Below are 23,184 nucleotides of genomic sequence, written 5' to 3'. Positions count from 1 at the left end.
GCGCGCGCCGCCACGCGGCCGCCCGGCCCGCAGCCGTCCAGCCCGCAGCCGGGCGCGACGCGGCACCCGCCGCCACCCCCGCCGACGCCTCCGACCCCGCCCCGCACGGCGACGACGAGTGGGACCTGCCCGCGCAGCACAACCGGTTCTTCGCCGGCTGGGTGCGGCTCGCGACCGCCAAGCCGTGGATCACCGTCGTCGTGACCGTCGGCGCCATGGCCGCGCTGGCGTTCCCCGCGCTCGACCTGCGCCTCGCGCTCCCCGACGCGGGCGTGCAGCCCACCGGGTCCTCGCAGCGCGTCACGTACGACCGCATCTCGGAGCACTTCGGCCCCGGCGCCAACGGCCCGCTCGTCGTCACCGGCAGCATCGTCACGAGCGACGACCCGCTGCAGCTCATGCAGGACGTCGCCGACGAGCTGCGCGCGCTCCCCGGCGTGCAGGACGTGCCGCTCGCGACGCCCAACGCGTCGATCGACACCGGCATCGTGCAGGTCGTCCCCACCACGGGGCCGACGGACCCGAAGACCGCCGACCTGGTCAACGCGATCCGCGACCTGCGGCCCGAGATCAAGGAGAAGTACGGGTTCGACCTCGCGGTCACCGGCTTCACGGCCGTCGGCATCGACGTCTCGGCCAAGCTCGGCGCGGCCCTGCTGCCGTTCGCGGTCTTCGTGGTCGGGCTGTCGCTCGTGCTGCTGACGATGGTGTTCCGCTCGGTCGCGGTGCCCCTCAAGGCCACGGTCGGCTACCTGCTGTCCGTCGCGGTCGCGTTCGGCGTCGTCACGAGCGTGTTCGAGCACGGCGTCGGCGCCGACCTGCTGCACGTGTCGCGGCTCGGCCCCGTCATCTCGTTCATGCCGATCGTGCTCATGGGCGTGCTGTTCGGCCTCGCGATGGACTACGAGGTCTTCCTCGTGTCCCGCATCCGCGAGGACTACGTGCACTCCGGCAAGGCGCGCGCGTCGATCGCGACGGGCTTCGTCAGCTCGGCCAAGGTCGTCACCGCGGCCGCCGTCATCATGGTCGCCGTCTTCTTCGCGTTCGTCCCCGAGGGCGACATCAACATCAAGCCCATCGCGCTCGGGCTCGCGGTCGGAGTGGCGGTCGACGCGTTCGTCGTCCGCATGACCCTCGTGCCCGCCGTGCTGCAGCTGCTCGGCGACAAGGCCTGGTGGATGCCGAAGAGCCTCGACCGCGCGCTGCCGTCGTTCGACGTCGAGGGCGAGTCGCTGCACCGCGAGATCACCATGCGCGCGTGGCCCGGGTCGGACGACGTGGTCGTCGCGGCGCGCGACCTGCGCCTGGCCGTGGCCGACGGTGCCGACCTCGTGCAGCTCGACGTGCGGCGCGGCGACGCGCTCGTCGTGCACGCCGAGGACCCGGCGCGCCTGGCCGCGCTGCTGCTCACCGTCACCGGGCGGCTCGAGCCAGCGGCGGGCGACCTCAAGGTCGCGGGCTACCTGCTGCCGGTCCGCGCCGCGGCGGTCCGCCGCCGCGCGGGGTACGTCGACCTGCGCACCGAGGGCGTCGACGCGCTCGCCGCCGCCGTCGCCGAGGGCCCGACGGTGCTCGCGGTCGACCGCACCGACGTCGTCACCGACGTGCGCGAACGACGTCGCGTCGCCGCGCTGCTGGCCGACGCGGCGGCCGGCGGCACGACCCTCGTGCTCGGCACGGTCGGCCCGCAGCCCGCCGACGACCTGCTGCCCGACGGCACCCCCGTGACCACGCTCGCGCCCTCCGCCGGCGCCCTCGGATGAGCGCGCAGGAAGGACCTGTCATGACCCGCACCTCCCCCGCCCGCCGCTGGCCGGCCGTGGTCGTCGCGATCGCCGCGCCGCTCGCGCTCGTCGTGCTGCTGCTCGCGGCCGCGTGGGCCCCGGCCGACGCGCTGCCGCGCGTCAAGGCCGCCGTCGTCAACCTCGACCAGCCGGTCACGGTCCAGGGGCAGTACACGCCGCTGGGTCGTCAGCTCGCGAGCGCCCTCACCTCGGGCGACGACGTGAGCGCGAACTTCGACTGGGTCGTCACCGACGAGGACGACGCGACCGCCGGCCTCGCCGACGGCACGTACGCCGCGGCCGTGACGATCCCCGAGAACTTCTCGTCCGCGGCGACGTCGTTCACCGCGGCCGTGGGCGGCGGGTCGGCCGAGGCCGGTACGGACGACGCCACGGCCGGTGCCACGGGCACGGACGCGCAGGGCGAGGCACCGCAGGCCGCGGCGGCCGGCATCGAGACGGGCACGCCCGCGTCGACGCCGCAGCAGGCGACGGTCCAGGTCACGACGCCCGACTCGGCGACCGCCGTCGACCAGGTCGTCGCCAACGCGGTCGCGACCGCCGCGACGCGCGTGCTCGGCGAGCAGCTCACCACGACGTACGTCGAGAACGTGCTCGTCGGGTTCTCGACGCTCAAGGACCAGCTCGGCCAGGCCGCCGACGGCGCGACGCAGCTCGCTGACGGCACGCGGCAGCTCGCCGACGGCACGGGGCAGCTCGCGACGGGCGCCGACGGTCTCGCGGGCGGCGCGACGCAGCTCGCCGACGGCGTGCACCAGCTCGGCAGCGGTGCGAACCAGCTGGTCGGCGGGACCGCACAGCTCGCGGGCGGCGCGCGCCAGCTCGCGGGCGGCGCGGCGCAGCTCGCCGACGGCGCCGGGCAGTCAGCGGCCGGGGCGCGAGAGCTCGCCCAGGGTGCGCAGGACCTCACGACCGGGACCGGGCAGCTCGCCGCGGGGCTCGCGCAGACCTCGGCCGGCGCCGGCGACCCCGCTCAGGGGCTCCCCGCGCTGTCCGCGGGCACGCGCGGTGTCGCCGACGGCACGGCCGCGCTCGTGGCGGGGCTCGAGAAGAACCTCGCCGACGCCCGGGCGGGCCTGCCGCAGCTCCAGGCGGGGCTCGACCAGGTCGACGGGCTCATCGCCGACCTCGGGTGCGCGCCCGACGCGACGACGCCTCCGTGCTCGGACCTCCTCGCGCAGCGGGCGCAGCTCGAGCAGCAGCTGGTCGCCGCGCAGGGCGCGGTCGCGGTCATCCCCTCGCTCCTGCCGGAGCTGGCCCCGCTCGTCGCGGGCGCCGACCGGGTGGCCGACGGGGCACAGCTCGCGGTCCAGGGTGACGGCACGCCGCAGAACCCCGGCCTGGTCGCGGGCCTGCGCCAGCTCGCCGACGGCGCCGCGAAGCTCGACGGCGGTGCGCGCCGGCTCGCCACCGGTGCCGACCAGCTCGCGGGCGGCCTGGACCAGCTCGCGACCGGCACGTCCGGCCTCGCGTCCGGCGCGTCCGGTCTCGCGTCGGGGGCGTCGCAGCTGCAGGGCGGCACGTCGCAGCTCGCGGCGGGTGTCGCGCAGCTCGGCGGCGGCGCCGACCAGCTCGCCGACGGCAGCGCGCAGCTCGCCGACGGCGTGCGGCAGACCGACGCGGGGGCGGGGCAGCTCGCCGACGGGTCGGCGACGCTCGGCTCGGGCCTCACGCAGGCGGTCGACCAGCTGCCGACGACCCCCGAGGACGAGCGCGCGACCCTCGCGCAGGTCGTGACGGCCCCCGTCGCGGCACCGTCCTCGACGGTCACGGCGCCGCTGGGTCGCGTCTCGACCCTCGTCGCGGTCGCGCTGTGGGTCGGTGCGCTCGTGCTGTTCCTCGCGTTCCGGCCGCTGCCGGCGCGCGCCGCCGGCTCGACGCGCCCGGCGCTCGCGCTGGCGCTGAGCGCGCTCGGCGTCCCGGCCGCGGTCGCGCTGGTCGCGGGCGTCGCGACCGGTGCGCTGGCGGGGGCGATCACGGGTCAGGGGGTCGGGCGGACGCTCGCGCTCGCCGGGCTCGGCGGCCTCGCCGCCGTCGCGCTCGCGGCGTTCCACCAGGCGCTCGCCGCGTGGTTCGGCACGGTGGGGCGCGGCATCGCGCTGGTGGCCGGGTTCGGGTTCCTCGTCGCGGGTCTCGCGGCGACCGTCCCGTCCTGGGTCGCGACGTCGGTGGGCTGGCTGCCGGTCGGTGCGGTCGCCGACGCGCTGGGCGGCGCGCTCGGCGAGTCGAGCGCGTCGGTCGCGGGTGCGGTCGTGGCGCTCGCGCTGTGGGCGGTCGGCAGCGTGCTGGCGAGCACGGCCGCGGTGGCCCGCGCCCGCAGCGCGTCGGGCGCCCGGGTGGTCGCCGCGTACGCCTGAGCCTGACGACGGATCGCGACGGGTCGGCACCCCGCACGGGGTGCCGACCCGTCGCACGTCCGGGCCCTGATGCCCGTCGCGCAGCCGCCGCACGTCCAGACCCGTCGCCCGTCGCGCAGCCGCCGCACGTCCAGACCCGTCGCCCGCGCGGCCGATCCAGGTCCACGCCGCCGCGCATCCGACCCGTGGGCTGACCTCCCCGCCGCCCGCCTCCCCGGTGACGCGACCGCCCCGTGAGACGTGGCCACGACGAGACCGGGCCGATGTCGTCTCCCCCCGGCACCGGACGCACTCCGCCCGGTGTCGTCGACCGCTCGTCCCACCGGCCGGGACGGTGGCGCCCCGCCGCCGTCCCGGTTCGCGGCACGACGGCCGGCAGCCTCACAGCACGACGGCGCATGGCGCGACGGCCCACAGCACGACACGCTCACGGCACGACACGCCCGAAGCACGACGCGCCGGCACCCCCGCGGGGTGCCGGCGCGTCGCACGTCCGGGCGCGGCCTCTCAGCGGCGCCGGACCGCCAGCACGCGCTGCAGCACGACGAACGCGAGCAGCACGACGCCGATGAACACGCGGGTCCACCACGAGTCGAGGCCCTCGCGCGCGATGAGCACCTGGATGAGCCCGTAGACGAGCACGCCCGCTCCCGTGCCGAGCACGAACCCGACGCCGCCCGACAGCAGCGTCCCGCCGATGACGACGGCCGCGATCGCGTCGAGCTCCATGCCGATGCCCGTGAGGTTGAACCCGGACTTCGTGTAGAGCGCGAACAGCACGCCGGCGATGCCGGCGCACGTGCCGGAGATGACGTAGACCCACACGCGCGTGCGCGCGGGGCGCAGGCCCATGAGGTTGACCGCCGCGCCCCCGTCGCCCGCGCCCAGGCCGTACACCGACCGGCCGAAGCGCGTGTAGTGCAGCACGAGGAACGCGATGAACAGCACCGCGAGCGCCACGAGGATGCTCGCGTTGATGCGCCACAGCTCGCGCCCCTCGCCGAACTTCAGGCTCCACGCGGCCAGGCCGGAGAACTCGGCGTCGTCGATCTTGAGGGAGTTGACGCTGATGACGTTCGCGAGGCCGCGCGCGAGGAACATGACCGCGAGCGACGCGATGAACGGTTGGATGTCGAACACCTGCACCATGACGCCGATGAGCAGGCCGCACGCCGTGCCGATGAGCACGGCCACGGGCAGCACGACCACGAGCGGCAGCCCCGCGGTGAACATCTCCGCGATCGACAGCCCGACCAGCGCGACGACCGCACCGACGGACAGGTCGATGCCGCCGGTGAGGATCACGAACGTCATGCCGACGGCGAGCACCAGCAGGTAGGAGTTGTCGACGAGCAGGTTCGACAGCAGCTTCATGCTGATGAAGTCGACGCGCTCGGTGGAGTACCGCTCCTGCCCCACGCCCAGCATGATCGCGAGCGTGAGGACCGTGCCGAGCACGGGCAGGAACCGGCGGTCGAACCCGCTCAGCGCGCGGCGCGCGCGGCGCACGACCGTGCCGGCGGGCCGGTCGGTGCGGACCATCTCGTCGGTGCTCATGCCGTCACCTCCTGGGCGGGGGTCGTCTCGACGGGGGCGGCCGGGGCGTCCGACCGGTCGGCGCGTCGTCGCCCGCGCAGCATCGCGCGCAGCGTCGGCGACGCCGCGACGCAGACCGCGATGAGCACGATCGCCTTGAACAGCGGCGTGGTCTGCGACGGCAGCTGGAAGATGATGACGGCCCGCTCGAGCGTGCTGAGCAGCATCGCGCCGACCAGCAGCCCGCCGAGGTAGAACCGGCCGCCGTCGAGCTTGGTGCCGCCGAGCACGACGACCATGATCGCGTCGAGCTCCTTCATGAGGCCGATGTTGTTGGCGTCGGCCGCCATGGTCGGTGCGCCGTACACGAGGCCCGCGAGGCCCGCGAGCACGCCCGCGATGACGTAGACGGTCCACGTGGTGCGCCGCGAGCGGACGCCCGCGAGGCGGCTGGCCTCGCGGTTGATGCCGATCGACTCGAGGAACATGCCCAGCGCGGTGCGCCGCACCAGCAGCACGACCAGCACGAACGTGACGACCGCGATGACGACGGGCGTCGGGACGCCGAGCACGAACCCGGACCCGATGGACTTGAACGGCGGGCTCGTGACGGTCGTGATCTGCCCCTGCGTGATGAGCATCGCGATACCACGCCCGGCGACCATGAGGATCATCGTCGCGATGAACGGTTGGATGCCGAGCCCGGCGACCATCGCGCCGTTGAACATCCCGCCCAGGCCGCCGACCGCGAGCCCCAGCAGCACCGCGGTCAGCACGGTGCCGGGCGCCGACGGGTCGGCGGCGTTGTCGAGGTAGGTGAGCGACACCGCGAGCGCGATCGCCATGACCGCGCCCACGGACAGGTCGATGCCGCCCGTCGCGATGACGAGGCACATGCCGAGCGCGAGCAGCAGCGGCGTCGCGCTGTTGCGCATGAGGTCGACGAGCTGGCCGAACAGGTGGCCGTCGCGGACCGTGACGTCGAGGAACCCCGGGCTCGCGACGCCGCACGCGAGGATCAGCAGCACGAGCGCGAGCAGGGGCCAGAACAGGCCGTGGTGGGTGACCTCGCGCCAGACGTCGGCGCCGCGCGACCCGCGGGCGGGTCCGGCGGCGCGCTGGCCGGGGGCCGTGGTCGGGCTCATGCGCGTGCTCCGCTCTCGGCGATCGTCTCGAGGATGGTGGCGGTCGTGACGTCGTCGGCGTTGACGAGCTCGTCGACCTTCTGACGGTCCCGCATGACGACGAGCCGCTGGCTGAGCCGCAGCACCTCCTCGAGCTCGGAGGAGATGAAGACGACGGACATGCCGTCCTGCGCGAGCTCGGTGACGAGCTTCTGGATCTCGGCCTTCGCGCCGACGTCGATGCCGCGCGTCGGCTCGTCGAGGATCAGCAGGCGCGGCGCCGTGGCCAGCCACCGCGCGAGCAGCACCTTCTGCTGGTTGCCGCCCGACAGGTTGCGGATGAGCGCGTTCGGGTGGGGCGGGCTGATCTGCAGCGCGGTGATGTACCGGGCGACGACGTCGTCGAGCTGGCGCCGCGGGATGCGCCGCCACGTGCCGCGGCGGGCCTGCATCGCCAGCGCGATGTTCTCGCGGACCGTGAGGTCCCCGACGATGCCCTCCTTCTTGCGGTCCTCGGTCGAGTACGCGATGCCGCGTGCGAGCGCCGCGAGCGGCGACGTCAGCCGGGTCAGGGCGCTCTGCACGCGCACGTCGCCCGTGTCGGGGCGGTCGGCGCCGGACAGCAGCCGCGCGAGCTCGGTGCGGCCGGACCCGAGCAGGCCCGCGACGCCGAGGATCTCGCCCGCGTACAGGTCGACGTCGAACGGCTGCACCGAGCCGTTCTTGCCCAGGCCGACGGCCGTGAGGAACGGCGTCTCGCGGTCGGAGTGGATCGTGATGGTCGAGCGCGCCTTCTCCTCGATGCCGGCGAGCGCGTCGCCCGACTTGCCGATCATCGCGGCGATGAGGTCGCGGCGCGGCAGGTCGGCCACCCTGTGCTCGCCGACGAGGCGCCCGTTGCGCAGCACCGTGATGCGGTCGGAGATCTCGTAGATCTGGTCGAGGAAGTGCGAGACGAACAGCACCGCGACGCCGTCGTCCTTGAGGCTGCGCACGACGCGGAACAGCTCGGCGACCTCGGCGTTGTCGAGGCTCGACGTGGGCTCGTCGAGCACGAGCACCTTGGCGTCGACGACGAGCGCGCGCGCGATCGCGCACAGCTGCTGCACCGCGATGGTGTGCGACGACAGCATCGAGCGCGGGTCGACGTCGAGGTGCAGGCGGCGCAGGTACTCGGCGGCCTTGCGGCGCGTCGCGCGCCAGTCGATGAACGGCCCGTGGCGCACCTCGTGGCCGAGCATGACGTTCTCGGCCACCGTGAGGTTCGCGCAGAGGTTGACCTCCTGGTAGACCGTGGAGATCCCGGCGGCCTGCGCCTGGCTCGGGCCGTCGAGGCGGACCTCGTGGCCGTCGACCTCGATGCGCCCGGAGTCGATCTGGTAGACGCCCGTGAGCGCCTTGATGAGCGTCGACTTGCCGGCGCCGTTCTCGCCCATGAGGGCGTGGACCTCGCCCGGGAAGAGCCGGAACGCGACGTCGTCGAGCGCCTTGACGCCGGGGAACGCGATCGAGATCCCGGTCATCTGCACGACGGGTGCGGGGGGTGCTGCGGACATCGGTGTCCTTCCTGCGCGGGCCTGCACGGGCCCGGCCCGGGCGGGTGGTGTCCCCCGCCCGGGCCGGTGCTGCGGGCGTCAGTAGGCGCGGGCGTCCACGTCGGCCTGCGTGATCGTCTGGTCGAACGCCTTGTCGATCACGATGGTCTCCTTCGGCACGTCCTCGCCGTCGGCGACCTTCTTGATGAGGTCGGCGAGCTGGTCCCCGAACACGGGGTTGCACTCGACCACGTAGTTGAACTTCTTGTCCACGAGGGCCTGCAGGCCGTCCCGGACGCCGTCGACGGACACGATCTGGATGTCCTTGCCGGGGACCTTGCCCGCGGCCTCGATGGCCTCGATGGCGCCGAGGCCCATGTCGTCGTTGTGCGTGAAGATCATCGTCATGTCGGGGTAGGCCTGCAGGGCCGCCTCGACGGCCGTCTTGCCCTCGGCGCGCGTGAAGTTGCCGGACGCCTTGCCGATGATCTGGTCGCCGACGACCTCGCCGAAGCCGGCCTCGCGGTCGACCTGCGCGCCCGAGCCGAGCGTGCCCTGGAGCTCGAAGATCTTGGCGTCGGGCGCGTTCTCCTTGACCCACTCGCCGGCGGTGGTGCCCTCCTGCTTGAAGTCGGCGCCGATCCACGTGACGTACGGGTCGTCGACGGTCGTGTCGACCGTGCGGTCGACGAGCACGACCGGGATGCCGGAGTCCTTGATCTCCTGCAGGACCTCGTCCCAGCCGGTCTCGATGACCGGGGAGAACGCGATGACGTCGACGTCCTGCGCGACGAAGTCGCGCAGCGCCTTGATCTGGTTCTCCTGCTTCTGCTGCGCGTCGACGAACGTGAGGTCGAAGCCCGCGTCCTTCGTGAGGCTGGCCTTGACGGACTCGGTGTTGGCGGTGCGCCAGCCCGACTCGGCGCCGAGCTGCGAGAAGCCGACGCGGATGGTGTCGCCCGAGCTGCCCCCCGAGCTGCCGGAGTCGCCGCCGGCGCCGGTGTCGCCGCCGCCGCAGGCGGCGAGGGCCAGGATCGTGATCGCCGAGACGGCACCGGCGATCGCGGTGCGCGTACGCGTGTTGCCCTTCATGCAGCTCCTCCTCGAGCAGCGTGGCCGTCGTCGTCGACGGCCCGTCCGGGTGTGTGACGGGACGAGTGTGAACGTTCTCAACAGGTTCCGTCAACGCGTTCGTGTTGCGTTTCGGTCACGGGTGTCGTCGCAGGCCACGGCGCTGGACACCCGCACGGGTCATGGGATGTGAGCGATCACATGGAGGTCCGGGTCGGACGACCGTCCTGACCTGCGCCGATCAGCCGTCGGCACCGCGCTGCGCCGGCTCGGGCGCCGTGACGGCCACCGCGCCGCGCACGGGCGGCAGCACCACGCGCGCGGGGTCGCGCGGCGGGGCCGTGCTCTCGCGCACCAGCAGCCGCGGCGACACCGCGACCGCCGTCGACGTCGCCACGCCGTCGCGCGCCGCGAGCAGCAGCTCGACGCACCGGTACCCCAGCTCGTCGAGCTCCTGCGCGACCGTCGTCAACGGCGGCACGAAGTGCGCCGACCCGTCCCCGTCGTCGTACCCGACCACCGACACGTCGTCCGGCACGCGCACGCGCGCGTCGGCCAGCGCGTGGATCATGCCCAGCGCGAGCAGGTCGTTCGCGGCGAAAACCGCCGTCGGCAGCGTCGTGCGCAGCCGCCGCACGCGGTCCACGAGCTCGCGCCCGGCGAGGTACCCGACCTCGGCGCTCCAGTCGTCGGCCCACAGCGTGCGCGGCGCGAGCCCGGCCGCGGCCATGGTCTCGCGGAACCCCACCGCACGGGCGCGCGCGTCGACCCACGGCGCCGGGCCCGCCAGGTGCAGCACGTCGCGGTGCCCCAGGTCCAGCAGGTGCTGCGTCGCGACCTTCGCCCCCGCCTCCTGGTCGATCGCGACCGCGAGCGTGTGCTCGGGCCCCACGCGCCCCGCGACGACCACCGGCACGTCGGCGCGCGCCTCGAGCACCGCGGCCGCCGCCTGGTCGTGCGACGCGACGACGACGATGCCGTCGACACCCTGGTCCAGCAGGTGCTCGATCGCGGCGGCGACCTCGTCCTTGTGCTGCAGGTCGACGGTCGCGAGCGACACGAAGAGGCCCTTCGACCGCGCCGCCTGCTCGATCGCGAGCAGCGTGCGCGTCGGCCCGAACAGGTGCGAGCCCGACGACACGACGCCGAACACGCCCGAGCGCCGCGTCTTGAGCGACCGCGCGGCGATGTTGCGGCGGTACCCGAGCCGCTGCATCGCGTCGAGCACGCGCTCGCGCGTCTCGGTCGCGACGTTCGGGTGGTCGTTGATGACGCGCGAGACGGTCTGGTACGACACCCCCGCCGCGGTCGCGACGTCGGTGATGGCAGGGGGCCGGGGGCGCGCGCTCACGCCGCACCTCCGGGGAGCGCACGAGCACCGCGCACCGGGCCACCTCCGAAACCAGGCAGACGCGCACGCCGGGTGTACGCGTCAGTGCACAGTAGACCGCGCGGCGCCCGTGGGGCTCGCGCGGCCACCGTGACGGGCCCGACCAGGCTCTGCTTCACCCGCGGCCGGGGCAGCGGGTGACACGGCTGTCGGCGCCCGGTAGCCGACGGGCCGGGGCACCGTCCTGCCGACCGGCCGTCGAGCACGCCGACCGACGAGCCGCCGGACCGACAGCCGACGGACCGACGGGCTCACCTCCGGCTGGGCGCCCCGGTGCCGACACGTGTCACGCGCCGCCCGGCCAGGTCGTCACCCCGAGGTGCGGACGCACGGCCGTGGCGTGCCGGCGCTCCCGGCCCGCGCCACGTCGCGCCGACGCCCACCCCCGGTGGCAGGGTGGGCGGGTGCGGTCGGGAGGTGACGACGTGGTCGACGGGTACGCGTTCGCCAACGGGTTCGTCAACGTGCTCGCGACGCTGCCGACCGGCACGCGGGTCGCGACGGCGGGACGCTGCGGCGGCATGGCGTACTCGGTGCTCGACCACGCGCTCGCCGGGCGCGACGTGCCCGCGTGGGGCCCCCACCTGTTCGCGCCGGACCGGGTCCCGCCGGACGGGCACGTGGTCGCGGACCACCTCGCGCGGCGGCAGCTCGACTCGTTCCGCACGCCGTCGGCGCTGCGCTTCCTCACGTGGTCCGTGCTGCCGGACGCGGACCTCGGCCCGCTCGCGGGCGTCCGCACGCGCACGCGCCGCGAGCTGCGCGGCGTGCTGCGGTCGCTCGCGCAGGGGCGGCCGGTCGTGCTGGGGATGGTCGTGGCGCGGTCGCTGCTGCGCGCGGGCGACAACCACCAGGTCGTCGCGACGGGCTTCGCGCGCGACGGCGACGCGGTCACGCTGACCCTCCACGACCCGAACTCGCCGGGTCGCGCCGTGACGCTCGTCGAGACGCCCGACGGGTGGCGCGCGAGCAACGGCCGGCTGTGGCGCGGGTTCTTCCGGCACGCGTACGCACCGCGCACGCCGCCGCCGCTGCCGAGCGCCTCGCGCCGTCCGCGTGCGGCCGTGCGGGCGGGGGCGCCGGTCGGGCTCGTGCACGTCGCGACGGGGCTGCTGCTCGTCGTCGACGGCGACCGGCCCGCCCTCGCGATGGCCGCCTCGACCGGCTCGTCGTGGGTGCCCACGCTCGCGGTCGGCGCGGCGCGGGCGCTCACCGACGGCGACGCGGTGCACCTCCGCGTGGCCCCGCCCGTCGACGGTGCCGCCGGGCACCTGCTCACGGCCCCGCCGGTCTCCGCGGCGTCGCGGGCGGGTGCGGCCACGGCCGAGGACGGCCAGCACCTGACCGTCGTCGACGCGGAGCCCGCGCTCACGGGCCAGGACGACGACGCAGACGCACGGCGGGGAGACGACGCGGACGCACGGCGGCGAGACGACGACCCGGACGCCCAGCGGCGAGACGACGCAGACGCACGGCGAGACGACGGCACCGACGCACTCGACGGCCGCGCCGGGCACGCACCCATGCCCGGCGACGAGGTCGCCGACCGCGTCGAGGGCGCGATCGCGCGCTGGACCGTCGTCGTCGACGGAGGTGGCGCGTGGCGCGAGGGCTCCCGCGTCCGGCTGGTTCACGCCGCGACGGGTGCCCTGCTCGCCGGCAGCCGCGCGGGTCCGACGACGACGTTCACGCCCGACGCGTCGACGTGGTGGACGGTCGCCGCCCCGCCCGCCTGACGCCCGACCGCCCCGCGGCCTCGCTACCGCCGGGCACGGCCCTCACCGTCGAGCGCGGTACTTCGCCACCGAGCGCGGGTGGAACGAGTGGCGCACTCGGCGGGGATCTACCGCACTCGGCGCGGCGATCCGTGCGGATGCCGACGACGCGTGGTCAGGACGCCGCGGCGGCGACCCGCAGGACGTCGGCGAACCACGGCGTGACCTCACCCGCGTCGACCAGGGCCCGGGCCTGCGCGGGCGTGACCCACGCGGTCTCGACGACCTCGTCGGGGTCGGGCGCCAGCTCGCCCTCGACGCGCCCGACCACCACGTGGTCGTGCTCCCACTCGACGTGGCCCGACCCGGCGTCGGGTGCGCGGTACACGAACGTGCCGACCTCGTGCGCGTCGACCAGGTCGACGCCCAGCTCGTCGCGGACGCGCGTGGTCGCGCTGGTCAGCAGGTCGGAGCCGGGCGCGGGGTGCCCGCAGCAGGAGTTGGTCCACAGCCCGCCGAACCGCACCTTGGCGTGCGCGCGACGCTGCAGCAGCAGCGCGCCGTCGGGTCGCGTCACGAGCACCGAGAACGCGCGGTGCAGCCGACCCGGCGCGGCGTGCGCCTCCGCGACGGTCGTCCGCCCGCCGGCCGTGCCGTGCTCGTCGACCAGCTCGACCAGGTCCGTCTCCGCCACCGGCACCACCTTCGTCCACCCGCCGCGGCGGGTCGCCGCGCTGTGCGGCCCGGCGCCACCGTCCCCGTTCCGCGGGAGAGGTGCAAGTCGGACCGGCGGGTCAGGCGCCCGTGCGGCCGCCGGGAGAGCGCACCGCGGCGAGCGCGGCGCGGACCGCGACGAGGCCGAACCCGAACAGGACACCCCCGACCGCGACCACGACGGCCGCGGCGGGTGCCGCGAACGCGCACACCACCGTGGCCACCCCGGTGATCGCGACGACGACGCCCGCGTCGCGGTAGGCCGGGCCCTGCGCGGCCCGGAACGCCTCCGCACGGCGCGAGGAGAAGCGGCCGCCGGGGGCGGCGAGCGGCAGCACGCCGCCCAGCACGACGAGCAGGACGCCGACGGCGGCGCCGACGGCCTGCTCCCAGCGGAAGTCGTGCCCCGTGTAGAGGGACAGCACGCCGAGGTGCACGACGAGCAGGACGACGGAGAGCCCTGCGGACGTCCACCCGAGCACGCGACGCACCCGCTCGGGCGACCGCTCCTGCAGCGCCGGCGTGAGCGAGCCGAGGTGGTGCTCGACCCACGGCCCGAGCGCGAACAGGGCGGCGAGCAGCGAAGCGGTCGCGGGCAGCAGGACCGCACTGACCCCGCGCGGGACGACGCTCGCGCCGTGCCGGCCCGCGGCCTCGCGCGTGACGACCTCGGCCGCCATGTCGGGCCACGCGAGCATCGACGCGACGACCATCGCGAGGACGGCCGCGGCCGTGATGGCGGCGCCCGGACCGTGCCACGACCAGACGGGTGGTGCGGGCTCACCTGACGTGCTGGTCATGGCGCCTCCTCGGGCGGTGCGGTGGGTGCGGCGTCGGTGGGTGCGGCATCGGCGGCCGGGCCTGCCGGGTCGTGGGTGCCGGACCGAAGACCCTGCAGCAGGAGGATCGCCTCGTCGAGCAGCGTGAGCTGCACGCGGTACTGGATCTCGGTGCCGCGACGCCGGGACTCGACGAGTCCGGCGTCGCGCAGCACCCGCAGGTGCCCGGAGAGCGTCGACGGCACGACGCCGAGCGCGTCGCCGAGCGCCCCGGCCCGCACGTAGTCGCGCGTGCGCAGGTACCGCAGGATCTCGCGACGCGTCGGGTGCGCGAGCGCGTCGAACACGCCGCCCGCCCGCCCTTCGTTATTTCGCGTCACACCGAAATAGTACTGCCCTGACCCCGCCGCGTCAGGCTGTTCGGCGGTCACGGCACCGACGGACGACTCGTCGTCCCGACGGACAGCGGCACGCACTTGTCCGTGGTCCGTGGAGCTGTCCGTCGACGCCGGGGCGGCTCGCACGATCAGGGCAGGGTGAGCTCGTCGCGGTCGACCTCCGTCAGCGTCGCGACGGACTCGATCGCGCCCTCACGCAGGAAGCCGCACGCGTCGGTCGGCCACGTGACGCGGACCGCGCGGCCGTCGGCGTCGACCAGGTACAGCACGGGGACGGCCTGGAACATCGCCATGCACGCCTGGTCCGGACGCGCTGCGACGTCGGGTCGGCGCAGCTGCGCGAGCAGCGGGCCGAGGTCTCCCTCGAGGCGGACCGCGTCGATGCGGACGCCCGGCGACGTCGGCTCCGGCAGCTCGGTCGCCGACGGTCCGGGCGCCGCGGGGGCGCCCTCGACCACCCCGGGCAGTGCCGGCGCCTCGACCGTGCTCCCGGGCGGCACCCGTGCCCCCGCCGCGTCCCCGGGCACGGCCGGCCCGTCGTCGCCACCCCCGGGCACGGCCGGCCCGACGTCACCGTCCCCGGGCACGGCCGGCGCGCCGAGCTCGGGGACCAGCTCCGGCGCCGGCCCCGGGACGAGCGCCAGGGCCGCGAGCCGGCACTCCACCGCGGCCACCGGCTCGAACCCGCGCGGGACCGCACCGGCACGCGGCGCCGCGGGCAGCCCCTCGCCGTCGCCGGCACCGAGCGCCACCACCACCTCCTGCACGGCGCAGTCGGCGGCGTCGACTACCTCGGCGGCGCCCCCGCGCCCCATCTCTCCGCCCGGCGGCTCCCCGCCCGGCGGCGCAGCCCCGGCGCACCCGCCCAGCAGCACCACGCCGCCGACCAGCCGACCGACCACCGTCCACGCTGCCCGTCGTGTCCTCATGCCCCGACTCTGTCGCGGCACCGCCCGTGCTTGCGCGCAGACGCACGACGACGGCCCCGGTCCCCTCGCGCGAGGGGACCGGGGCCGTCGGTGGTGCGGGGTGGGTCAGGCGGGGGCGAGACCCGTGCCGGCGTCGCCGCTGCGCGCACCCGAGGACGGGGCGGGCGGGACGTCGGTGCCGGAGCCCGGCGTGCCGGACGACGCACCCACGGCGACCGGCTCCTTCTCCTGCGTGCCGCGCGGCACGCCACGGAACGTGAACTCCCCGAGCAGGCCCTCGCCCTCGGCGTCGACGACCACCAGCTCGCCGCCCTTGAGCTCGCCGAACAGGATCTTCTCGGACAGCGTGTCCTCGATCTCCCGCTGGATCGCGCGGCGCAGCGGCCGGGCGCCGAGCACCGGGTCGTAGCCCTTCTCGGACAGCAGCTTCTTCGCGGCGGGCGTGAGCTCGATGCCCATGTCCTTGTCGCGCAGACGCTTGTCGAGCTTGGCGATCATCAGGTCGACGATCGCGAAGATCTCGGGCTGCGAGAGCTGCGGGAAGACCACCACGTCGTCGACGCGGTTGAGGAACTCGGGACGGAAGTGCGTCTTGAGCTCGTCGTTGACCTTGGCCTTCATGCGCTCGTACGACGTCGACAGGTCGCCGCCGGCCTGGAAGCCGGTCATGACGCCCTTGGCGATGTCCCGCGTGCCGAGGTTCGTGGTCATGATGATGACGGTGTTCTTGAAGTCGACCACGCGGCCCTGCGAGTCGGTCAGTCGACCGTCCTCGAGGATCTGCAGCAGCGAGTTGAAGATGTCCGCGTGGGCCTTCTCGACCTCGTCGAACAGCACGACGGAGAACGGCCGGCGGCGCACCTTCTCGGTGAGCTGTCCACCCTCGTCGTACCCGACGTACCCGGGGGGCGAGCCGAAGAGCCGCGAGACGGTGTGCTTCTCGGAGAACTCCGACATGTCGAGCTGGATGAGCGCGTCCTCGTCCCCGAAGAGGAACTCGGCGAGCGCCTTGGCCAGCTCGGTCTTCCCGACGCCCGTGGGGCCCGCGAAGATGAACGACCCACCGGGGCGCTTGGGGTCCTTGAGGCCCGCGCGCGTGCGGCGGATGGCCTGCGACAGCGCCTTAATGGCGGCGTCCTGGCCGACGACCCGCTTGTGCAGGTTCTCCTCCATGTGGAGCAGCCGGCTGGACTCCTCCTCGGTGAGCTTGAACACCGGGATGCCCGTGGCGTTGGCCAGCACCTCGGCGATGAGCTCCTCGTCGACCTCGGCGACGGCGTCCAGGTCGCCGTTCTTCCAGGCCTTCTCCTTCTCGGCGCGCTTGAGCCCGAGCTGCTTCTCCTCGTCGCGCAGGCGCGCGGCCTTCTCGAAGTCCTGCTCGTCGATCGCGGACTCCTTGTCGCGACGCGTCTCGGCGATCTGCTCGTCGAGCTCGCGCAGCTCCGGCGGGGCCGTCATGCGGCGGATCCGCAGGCGCGCACCGGCCTCGTCGACCAGGTCGATCGCCTTGTCCGGCAGGAACCGGTCGTTGACGTACCGGTCGGCGAGCGTGGCCGCGGCGACGAGCGCGGAGTCCGTGATGGACACGCGGTGGTGCGCCTCGTAGCGGTCGCGCAGACCCTTGAGGATCTCGATCGCGTGCTGCAGGTTCGGCTCGGAGACCTGGATCGGCTGGAAGCGCCGCTCCAGGGCCGGGTCCTTCTCGACGTACTTGCGGTACTCGTCGAGCGTGGTCGCGCCGATGGTCTGCAGCTCGCCGCGCGCGAGCATGGGCTTGAGGATCGACGCGGCGTCGATCGCGCCCTCGGCGGCGCCCGCACCGACGAGCGTGTGGATCTCGTCGATGAACAGGATGATGTCGCCGCGCGTGCGGATCTCCTTGAGGACCTTCTTCAGGCGCTCCTCGAAGTCGCCGCGGTAGCGCGAGCCGGCGACCAGCGCGCCGAGGTCGAGCGTGTAGAGCTGCTTGTCCTTGAGCGTCTCGGGGACGTCGCCGCGGACGATGTCCTGCGCGAGGCCCTCGACGACGGCGGTCTTGCCGACGCCGGGCTCACCGATCAGCACCGGGTTGTTCTTGGTGCGGCGGGACAGCACCTGCATGACCCGCTCGATCTCCTTCTCGCGCCCGATGACCGGGTCGAGCTTGCCGTCGCGGGCCGCCTGCGTGAGGTTGCGGCCGAACTGGTCGAGCACGGCCGAGCCGGACGGCTGGCCCTCCGCCGGGCCGCCCGAGGCGACCGGCTCCTTGCCCTGGTAGCCCGAGACGAGCTGGATGACCTGCTGGCGCACGCGGTTGAGGTCGGCGCCGAGCTTGTTGAGGACCTGGGCGGCGACGCCCTCGCCCTCGCGGATGAGCCCGAGCAGGATGTGCTCGGTGCCGATGTAGTTGTGGCCGAGCTGCAGCGCCTCGCGCAGCGACAGCTCCAGCACCTTCTTGGCGCGCGGCGTGAACGGGATGTGCCCGCTCGGCGCCTGCTGGCCCTCGCCGATGATCTCCTGCACCTGGGCGCGGACCGCCTCCAGGGAGATGCCGAGCGACTCCAGGGCCTTGGCCGCGACACCCTCACCCTCGTGGATCAGGCCCAGGAGGATGTGCTCGGTGCCGATGTAGTTGTGGTTGAGCATCCGCGCCTCTTCCTGGGCGAGGACGACCACGCGACGGGCTCGGTCCGTGAATCTCTCGAACATGTGCACTCCTCACGAGCGGCGTGCCCCGGCTGCGCCGTGCGTCGGTGGTGCGCACGGAGCCGACAGAGCGGCGTGTTTCGATGCTAACGGCGGGGTACCCCCACGACGTCCCGTGTTCGCCGCAGGCGGAGAGGTGAGGGCGCCTCACCTGCCGGTGGTCGTCGCGGTCGCGTGCCGCCCGCTCGACGAGCACCCCCGCGCCCCCTTCTCCCGGCACCGGTGCCAGTCGGCGAGATGGTTCAGCGAGATGGTTCGGCGAGCCGGGAGCGGCGTGCGGCGGATCGAGTCGTGGACGACCGCGCGCGCCGATCGGACACCCTCGCCGTGCTCAGGATGGTCGACCGGCGCGACCGGGGCCGTGCTGCGACCCGGCGTACCAAGGACGACGCCGCCTGACGCCACCGGGCCGAGGTCATCGCGCCCGACACGCCCGCGGCCCTTGCGAGGAGATCACCACTCCACCTACCGACGGCGGCAGTCATCGGTCGACGCGTTCCACCTCATCCCGTGCGCCAACCAGATCGTGACGACCGTCCGACCGGCCACGCCCGCGAGGCCCACGACCGTCGCTGCAGCGCCTGGACGACCCGACCCGACCTCTCGAGCAGGCGTAGCCCGTCAGGGACAGCTCCGGACGCTCCCGTCCACGATCTCGCTGATGGCTGCAGCGGACGGCATGCACACGCTGCGCGGGGTCGCGAAGGTCGTCGCGACACATGGACCGAGCCGCTCGTCCCGGCCCTGGAATCTTGGCGGCCGACCAGCGAGGCCCGCTCGTCAGCGGCGTCACCCACGCCCACGCCCACGCCGAAGTCGCGATCACCACAATCAAGAGCACCAGGCACACCCCCGCGACTTTCGCGACTTCCGCGACGAACACGGCCACCACGGCTTCGTCACCGTCACCGCCATCATGGAGAACACCACGTGAACACCTATCAACGGGCCGAGCTCCACTGCGAACCGCGAATCGTCGGATTGATCGGGCGCTGCGCAGCCCTCGACCCGCGTCACCACGGGAGCCCGCCCCTACCGGGAGTCACGGAGACGGCGGTGGCAGTCTCGCACCTCACCCTTTCGAGTGACTCGGGAGACTGCGCGATGCTGCTAACGTTATGTTTCGTATTGGAATCTGACGGTGTGATCGTCAATCAGGGGGGCGATATTATGCCATTTTTTCGCACGAGCCTCGCGCTAGGCGGGACCGCCCTTCTGGTATTCGCGGGTGTCGCACCTCCAGGAGCAGGCGCGAGCAAGAGCGGTGTCGCCGATTTCGTTGACGCTGTCGCCGCCGTCGCCCCCGAGGTGTTCACAGAGGACACCCTCGCGCCCGGGGATCGCCGCCGTGACGTCGAGATCGACGCTGACGAGACGATGACGACGGCAGAGCTCACCTTTTCCGGCCTGTCGGTCGGCCTCCCCGTAGGAGAAGGTGCCCAGGTCGACCGGCTGCCCTCGGGGGACGTAGCCGTCATCGGCGACACGTCGACCTTCGGCGCTGTGGAAAAGGCGGACGGATCTGTTCAGGTCGTCTTCACCGCGAACGACGCGACGTCACCGACAGAGTTTAGCTTCGACATCCCACCCGTTGACGGTGCGTCGTTCAAACGGCTAGACAACGGGGCCGTGTGGTATGTCGACGCGGACGATTCATTGATCGTCGGCGCGGCGCCGCCGTGGGCAAGAGACGCAAACGGCGATGAAGTCCCGACCCACTTCGAGATTCGCGACAACTCACTCGTCCAGATCGTGGAGCACCGGTCCTCTCACACCGCCTACCCCGTGGTCGCGGACCCCTGGCTCGGTATTGATTTGTTTAGCAAGATCACCCAGGACACCTACAACGGCCAGTTGCGTGTTAACCTGTGGAAGTCGACGTGGGGAAATGTCACACACGCCCCCAACGCTGCGGGAATCGAGATCATGCTCTCGTCAGGATGGGCAGAGGCGACCGCCAAAGCGCCACGTCTAAACGAGAAGGCAACCTTGCGGCAGCAGTACGAGTGCCATGTCTGGGGCGGCTTCTACAACATTGCAACTGGCGAGTGGAACCTTGAGAAGTTCCGGCCGACTCGCACCACGACGTGGGTGTGGGGCGTCGCGAGGCATCGCTGCAACTGGACCACCGCCAATGAACTGTGATGGCGCGACAAGAGTCCGCAGGCGCACGATCGGTGCGCTGCTCCTCATCGTCTCGGCAGTCGGAGCCACCTTGCTGCTGCTGCGCCCATGGGCGGTGTGTGCAGACGACGAGACGTCGGGTGCGTGCCCCGTCCTGGAAGACCACGCGGCGGTCGACGCAGGGGCATGGCTCGCCGTCGCATTGACCGGGATCGCCGGGGGCGCGGTACTGACCTTTCCGGCCTCAGGCGGGGGACGGGGCGTCCTGCGGCGTTGACGACGGCGCAGCCCGAAGCCGGGTAGCGCCGTCACCGGCCCGCACAGGACGCCGGTGACGCGCACGCAACGACCACCCGGGCCAGCCATCGCGGTGAGCGCAACAGCTGGGTTGCCTGCACCACGCCAACGGGTGCGGCCAGACCATCGGCCGACCAAGCGACCTGGCGACGAGACTGCCCTCGAGGTCGACCCTCGGCCTCCCGCAGCAACACGACGTGCTTCTGCGGGCGCGCGTCCCTTACGTCGGGGCGGCCGCAGACCCGGTGGCGCGCCTGTGGCTGAAGGTGGGGAACCGCCCTCAGCACCCGGACGTTCTCGTTCTCGCCGGACCCCCGTCCGGTACGTTGACCTGGACCGTCACGTCAGGCGGCGCCGCGCAGCCCGCGCTCCCGGAGGACCAGCATGAGCGAGCCCAGCCCCCTGCAGCCGCCCGCCCCCGCGGCCGCGTTCGCGCTCGAGGCGCCGGCACCCGTCGCGCCCGTCGCGGCGACCGACGCGCCCGCGATGGCGCCGCGCGTCGACCCGGCCGCGCTGCCGGGCCTGGACGCGAAGGTCGCGGCCTACCTCGCGGGCCTGGACGCCGTGCAGGCGGGCTCGCCGGAGTTCGCCGCCAAGGGCGACGACGTGCGCCTCATGGGCGACACCGACATCCGCCAGGCGGCGGACACGTCGAACCGGCTGCTGCAGGTGCCGGTGCGCGAGCTGCGCGAGGGCGGCGTGTCGGGCACGTCGCAGGTCGGCAAGTCGCTCATGGACCTGCGCCGCACGGTCGAGGACCTCGACCCGTCGGAGAAGACGGTCGGGCGCAAGCTGCTCGGGTTCCTGCCGTTCGGCGACTCGCTGACCGACTACTTCCGCCGCTACGAGAGCTCGCAGAAGCAGATCGACGCGATCGTCAAGGCGCTGTACCGGGGGCAGGACGAGCTGCGCAAGGACAACGCGGCGCTCAACCTCGAGAAGCAGCACCTGTGGGACACCATGGGCCGGCTCAACCAGTACATCTACGTCGCGAGCGCGCTCGACGCGCAGCTCTCCGCGAAGATCGCGCAGGCCGAGGCGACCGACCCCGAGCGTGCGCGGGCGCTGCGCGAGGACGTGCTGTTCTACGTGCGGCAGAAGCACCAGGACCTGCTCACGCAGCTCGCGGTGTCGATCCAGGGCTACCTCGCGATCGACATCATCATCAAGAACAACGTCGAGCTCATCAAGGGCGTCGACCGCGCGACGACCACGACCGTCGCGGCCCTGCGCACCGCGGTGCTGGTCGCGCAGGCCCTCAACAACCAGAAGCTCGTGCTCGACCAGATCTCGGCGCTCAACACCACGACGTCGAACATGATCGCGTCGACGTCGAAGATGCTGCGCGAGCAGTCGGTGACGATCCAGCAGCAGGCCGCGAGCGCGACGATCGGGCTGCCGCAGCTGCAGCAGTCGTTCGCCGACGTGTTCGCCGCGATGGACTCGATCGACACGTTCAAGGTGCAGGCGCTGGACTCGATGGCGCAGACCGTCGGTGTGCTGGAGACCGAGACCGCCAAGGCCAAGCAGTACCTGGACCGGGTGTCGCGCTCGGACGGCACGGACGCGTCGAGCGGCTCGCTCGACCTGGGCCTGCGCTGACGGCACGAGCGCGCACGGGGGCGAGCCCGGCGACGGTCACGGCAGCGGTCACGGCGGCGGGCGGACGGATGAGCACGACGAGCGGGACGGGGGTCGGCCGATGAGCGCGCTGGGCGACCTCGTGGCGCGTCTGCTCGGGCGCTCGCGCCCGCCCGCGGCGGTGGTCGAGGAGGACCCCGTGCCGACGGCCGAGCAGATCGCGACGGCCGTGCGCGACGTCGAGGCGCGCATCGAGGGCCGCGTGCCCGCCGCGGTGACCGCGCGCGTGCACCGCATCACGGGCACGGTCGAGGACATGGTGCCGCGGCTCGACCGGTTCGGCGTCGGGGACCGGCAGGCGTACACCGTGGTCGCGACCGCGACGAGCTACCTGCCCGAGGCCGTCGACGGGTACCTGCGGCTGCCGCGCGACTTCGCGGACCGACGCGTGGTGTCGCGCGGGCGGACGTCGCTCATGGTGCTGTGCGACCAGCTCGACCTGCTCGCGGTCACGCTCGAGAAGATCTCCGACGCGGTGTACCGCGCCGACGCGCAGGCGCTGGTCGCGCACGGCGAGTTCCTCGCCGAGAAGTTCGGGCAGTCGTCGCTCGACGTGCCCGGGGCGGGGGCGTCGTGACAGCGCCGGCGACGCGCGGCGTCACCGCGGCGCTGGACGCGCTCGTCGCGGCCGGCACCGCGGCGGGCCTCGACGCGGGTGCGGTGCGCGACGAGGGCGAGCGCCTGGCCGCCGCGGTCGCCGAGTCCGCACCCGGTGCCGCGCCCGCGTGGCTCGCCGCGACGGACCGCGACGCGGACGACCTCACGGCGTTCTTCACGGCGGCCGGGTCGGCGCGCCGGTGGCGGCACGCACCGACCGACCTGCTGGGTGCGCTCGTGGCGGGCGGGTCGCCGCACGCCGTCGCGTACGCCGAGGCGCTCGCGCAGCTGGTGTCGAGCGCGTGCGACCTGGGCAGCCCCGCGCTCGAGGTGGTCGCGGCCGCGTCGGTGACGGCGGCCGTGCAGCGCGCCGCGGTCGGGGCCCCGGCGGGGTCGACGTCCCCGGCGTCCGGCGCCGCGCCCGGCGGCCCGGTCCCCTCGTCGCCGTCCGCACCGGTCGGCGCGAGCCCGGCGGGGCCGGGTCGCT

The 23,184-nt window shown here is 73.7% G+C and carries 16 protein-coding genes and 1 pseudogene; 7 read left to right on the top strand and 10 right to left on the bottom strand.

The window, feature by feature from the left end; translation table 11 throughout:
* Together CS2_RS12590 and CS2_RS12585 are read left to right on the top strand one after the other, a co-directional pair.
* On the top strand, positions 1-1,763 hold a 1,763-nt coding region (locus CS2_RS12590; protein ID WP_156442130.1), incomplete at its 5' end, for an MMPL family transporter.
* A gap of 20 nt (positions 1,764-1,783) precedes the next feature.
* Positions 1,784-4,162 (top strand): YhgE/Pip domain-containing protein, encoded by a 2,379-nt coding sequence (locus CS2_RS12585; protein ID WP_070320250.1) that lies wholly within the window; start codon positions 1,784-1,786, stop codon positions 4,160-4,162.
* Positions 4,163-4,669: 507 nt separating this feature from the next.
* Here the strand turns inward: CS2_RS12585 and CS2_RS12580 are convergent.
* From CS2_RS12580 to CS2_RS12560, 5 genes are all read right to left on the bottom strand, one after another.
* Positions 4,670-5,719, bottom strand: coding sequence for an ABC transporter permease subunit (locus tag CS2_RS12580; RefSeq protein WP_082740198.1), 1,050 nt, complete (start codon positions 5,717-5,719; stop codon positions 4,670-4,672).
* Entirely contained in the window at positions 5,716-6,843 is a 1,128-nt protein-coding gene (locus tag CS2_RS12575) for an ABC transporter permease (protein ID WP_082740197.1), read from the bottom strand. The genes CS2_RS12580 and CS2_RS12575 overlap by 4 nt, the downstream gene beginning before the upstream one ends.
* Complete coding sequence (locus CS2_RS12570; RefSeq protein WP_070320249.1) at positions 6,840-8,378, bottom strand: sugar ABC transporter ATP-binding protein; 1,539 nt, start codon at positions 8,376-8,378, stop codon at positions 6,840-6,842. The genes CS2_RS12575 and CS2_RS12570 overlap by 4 nt, the downstream gene beginning before the upstream one ends.
* 78 nt (positions 8,379-8,456) lie before the next feature.
* Positions 8,457-9,449, bottom strand: a complete 993-nt coding sequence (locus CS2_RS12565) for an ABC transporter substrate-binding protein (RefSeq protein WP_082740196.1) — start codon at positions 9,447-9,449, stop codon at positions 8,457-8,459.
* Between the two features lie 220 nt (positions 9,450-9,669).
* Positions 9,670-10,779 carry a LacI family DNA-binding transcriptional regulator gene (locus tag CS2_RS12560; RefSeq protein WP_233421175.1) on the bottom strand — a complete coding sequence of 370 codons (1,110 nt, stop codon included), beginning with the start codon at positions 10,777-10,779 and terminating at the stop codon, positions 9,670-9,672.
* 464 nt (positions 10,780-11,243) lie between these two features.
* On the opposite strand from CS2_RS12560, the gene CS2_RS12555 reads away from it, so the two are divergent.
* Complete coding sequence (locus CS2_RS12555; RefSeq protein WP_070320248.1) at positions 11,244-12,554, top strand: hypothetical protein; 1,311 nt, start codon at positions 11,244-11,246, stop codon at positions 12,552-12,554.
* A gap of 154 nt (positions 12,555-12,708) precedes the next feature.
* On the opposite strand, the gene idi is transcribed toward CS2_RS12555, so the two are convergent.
* From idi to CS2_RS12530, 5 genes are all read right to left on the bottom strand, one after another.
* A complete protein-coding gene (gene idi, locus CS2_RS19075; protein ID WP_167748850.1) occupies positions 12,709-13,227 on the bottom strand; it encodes an isopentenyl-diphosphate Delta-isomerase in 519 nt (172 codons plus the stop codon).
* 100 nt (positions 13,228-13,327) lie between these two features.
* On the bottom strand, positions 13,328-14,047 hold the full coding sequence (locus CS2_RS19070) for a hypothetical protein (protein ID WP_070320247.1): 720 nt from the start codon (positions 14,045-14,047) through the stop codon (positions 13,328-13,330).
* Complete coding sequence (locus CS2_RS12540; RefSeq protein ID WP_046529276.1) at positions 14,044-14,406, bottom strand: ArsR/SmtB family transcription factor; 363 nt, start codon at positions 14,404-14,406, stop codon at positions 14,044-14,046. The genes CS2_RS19070 and CS2_RS12540 overlap by 4 nt, the downstream gene beginning before the upstream one ends.
* Positions 14,407-14,552: 146 nt before the next feature.
* Positions 14,553-15,353: a hypothetical protein gene (locus tag CS2_RS12535; RefSeq protein ID WP_156442128.1), complete on the bottom strand. Its 801-nt coding sequence runs from the start codon at positions 15,351-15,353 to the stop codon at positions 14,553-14,555.
* A gap of 105 nt (positions 15,354-15,458) precedes the next feature.
* Positions 15,459-18,041 (bottom strand): ATP-dependent Clp protease ATP-binding subunit, encoded by a 2,583-nt coding sequence (locus CS2_RS12530; RefSeq protein WP_070320245.1) that lies wholly within the window; start codon positions 18,039-18,041, stop codon positions 15,459-15,461.
* A 1,140-nt stretch (positions 18,042-19,181) separates the two neighbouring features.
* Here CS2_RS12530 and CS2_RS12525 point away from each other — a divergent pair.
* The 4 genes and pseudogenes from CS2_RS12525 to CS2_RS12510 all read left to right on the top strand — a co-directional run.
* Positions 19,182-20,183: a DUF2599 domain-containing protein gene (locus tag CS2_RS12525; RefSeq protein WP_070320244.1), complete on the top strand. Its 1,002-nt coding sequence runs from the start codon at positions 19,182-19,184 to the stop codon at positions 20,181-20,183.
* Positions 20,184-20,843: 660 nt separating this feature from the next.
* On the top strand, positions 20,844-22,061 hold the full coding sequence (locus tag CS2_RS12520; protein WP_070320243.1) for a toxic anion resistance protein: 1,218 nt from the start codon (positions 20,844-20,846) through the stop codon (positions 22,059-22,061).
* A gap of 100 nt (positions 22,062-22,161) precedes the next feature.
* On the top strand, positions 22,162-22,677 hold the full coding sequence (locus CS2_RS12515; RefSeq protein WP_070320242.1) for a hypothetical protein: 516 nt from the start codon (positions 22,162-22,164) through the stop codon (positions 22,675-22,677).
* Positions 22,674-23,184: pseudogene (locus tag CS2_RS12510) on the top strand (AAA family ATPase); the annotation flags it as partial. The gene CS2_RS12515 and the pseudogene CS2_RS12510, both read left to right, overlap by 4 nt.

The sequence above is a fragment of the Cellulomonas iranensis NBRC 101100 = JCM 18110 genome (assembly GCF_001552375.1).
Taxonomy (GTDB): domain Bacteria; phylum Actinomycetota; class Actinomycetes; order Actinomycetales; family Cellulomonadaceae; genus Cellulomonas; species Cellulomonas iranensis.
This window is presented reverse-complemented; position numbering and strand designations above follow the sequence as displayed.

Coding starts and splice junctions, on each gene's coding strand:
- CS2_RS12585 (WP_070320250.1), top strand. CDS start 1,784: ATGACCCGCACCTCCCCCGCCCGCCGCTGGCCGGCCGTGGTCGTCGCG.
- CS2_RS12580 (WP_082740198.1), bottom strand. CDS start 5,719: ATGAGCACCGACGAGATGGTCCGCACCGACCGGCCCGCCGGCACGGTC.
- CS2_RS12575 (WP_082740197.1), bottom strand. CDS start 6,843: ATGAGCCCGACCACGGCCCCCGGCCAGCGCGCCGCCGGACCCGCCCGC.
- CS2_RS12570 (WP_070320249.1), bottom strand. CDS start 8,378: ATGTCCGCAGCACCCCCCGCACCCGTCGTGCAGATGACCGGGATCTCG.
- CS2_RS12565 (WP_082740196.1), bottom strand. CDS start 9,449: ATGAAGGGCAACACGCGTACGCGCACCGCGATCGCCGGTGCCGTCTCG.
- CS2_RS19070 (WP_070320247.1), bottom strand. CDS start 14,047: ATGACCAGCACGTCAGGTGAGCCCGCACCACCCGTCTGGTCGTGGCAC.
- CS2_RS12535 (WP_156442128.1), bottom strand. CDS start 15,353: ATGAGGACACGACGGGCAGCGTGGACGGTGGTCGGTCGGCTGGTCGGC.
- CS2_RS12530 (WP_070320245.1), bottom strand. CDS start 18,041: ATGTTCGAGAGATTCACGGACCGAGCCCGTCGCGTGGTCGTCCTCGCC.
- CS2_RS12520 (WP_070320243.1), top strand. CDS start 20,844: ATGAGCGAGCCCAGCCCCCTGCAGCCGCCCGCCCCCGCGGCCGCGTTC.
- CS2_RS12515 (WP_070320242.1), top strand. CDS start 22,162: ATGAGCGCGCTGGGCGACCTCGTGGCGCGTCTGCTCGGGCGCTCGCGC.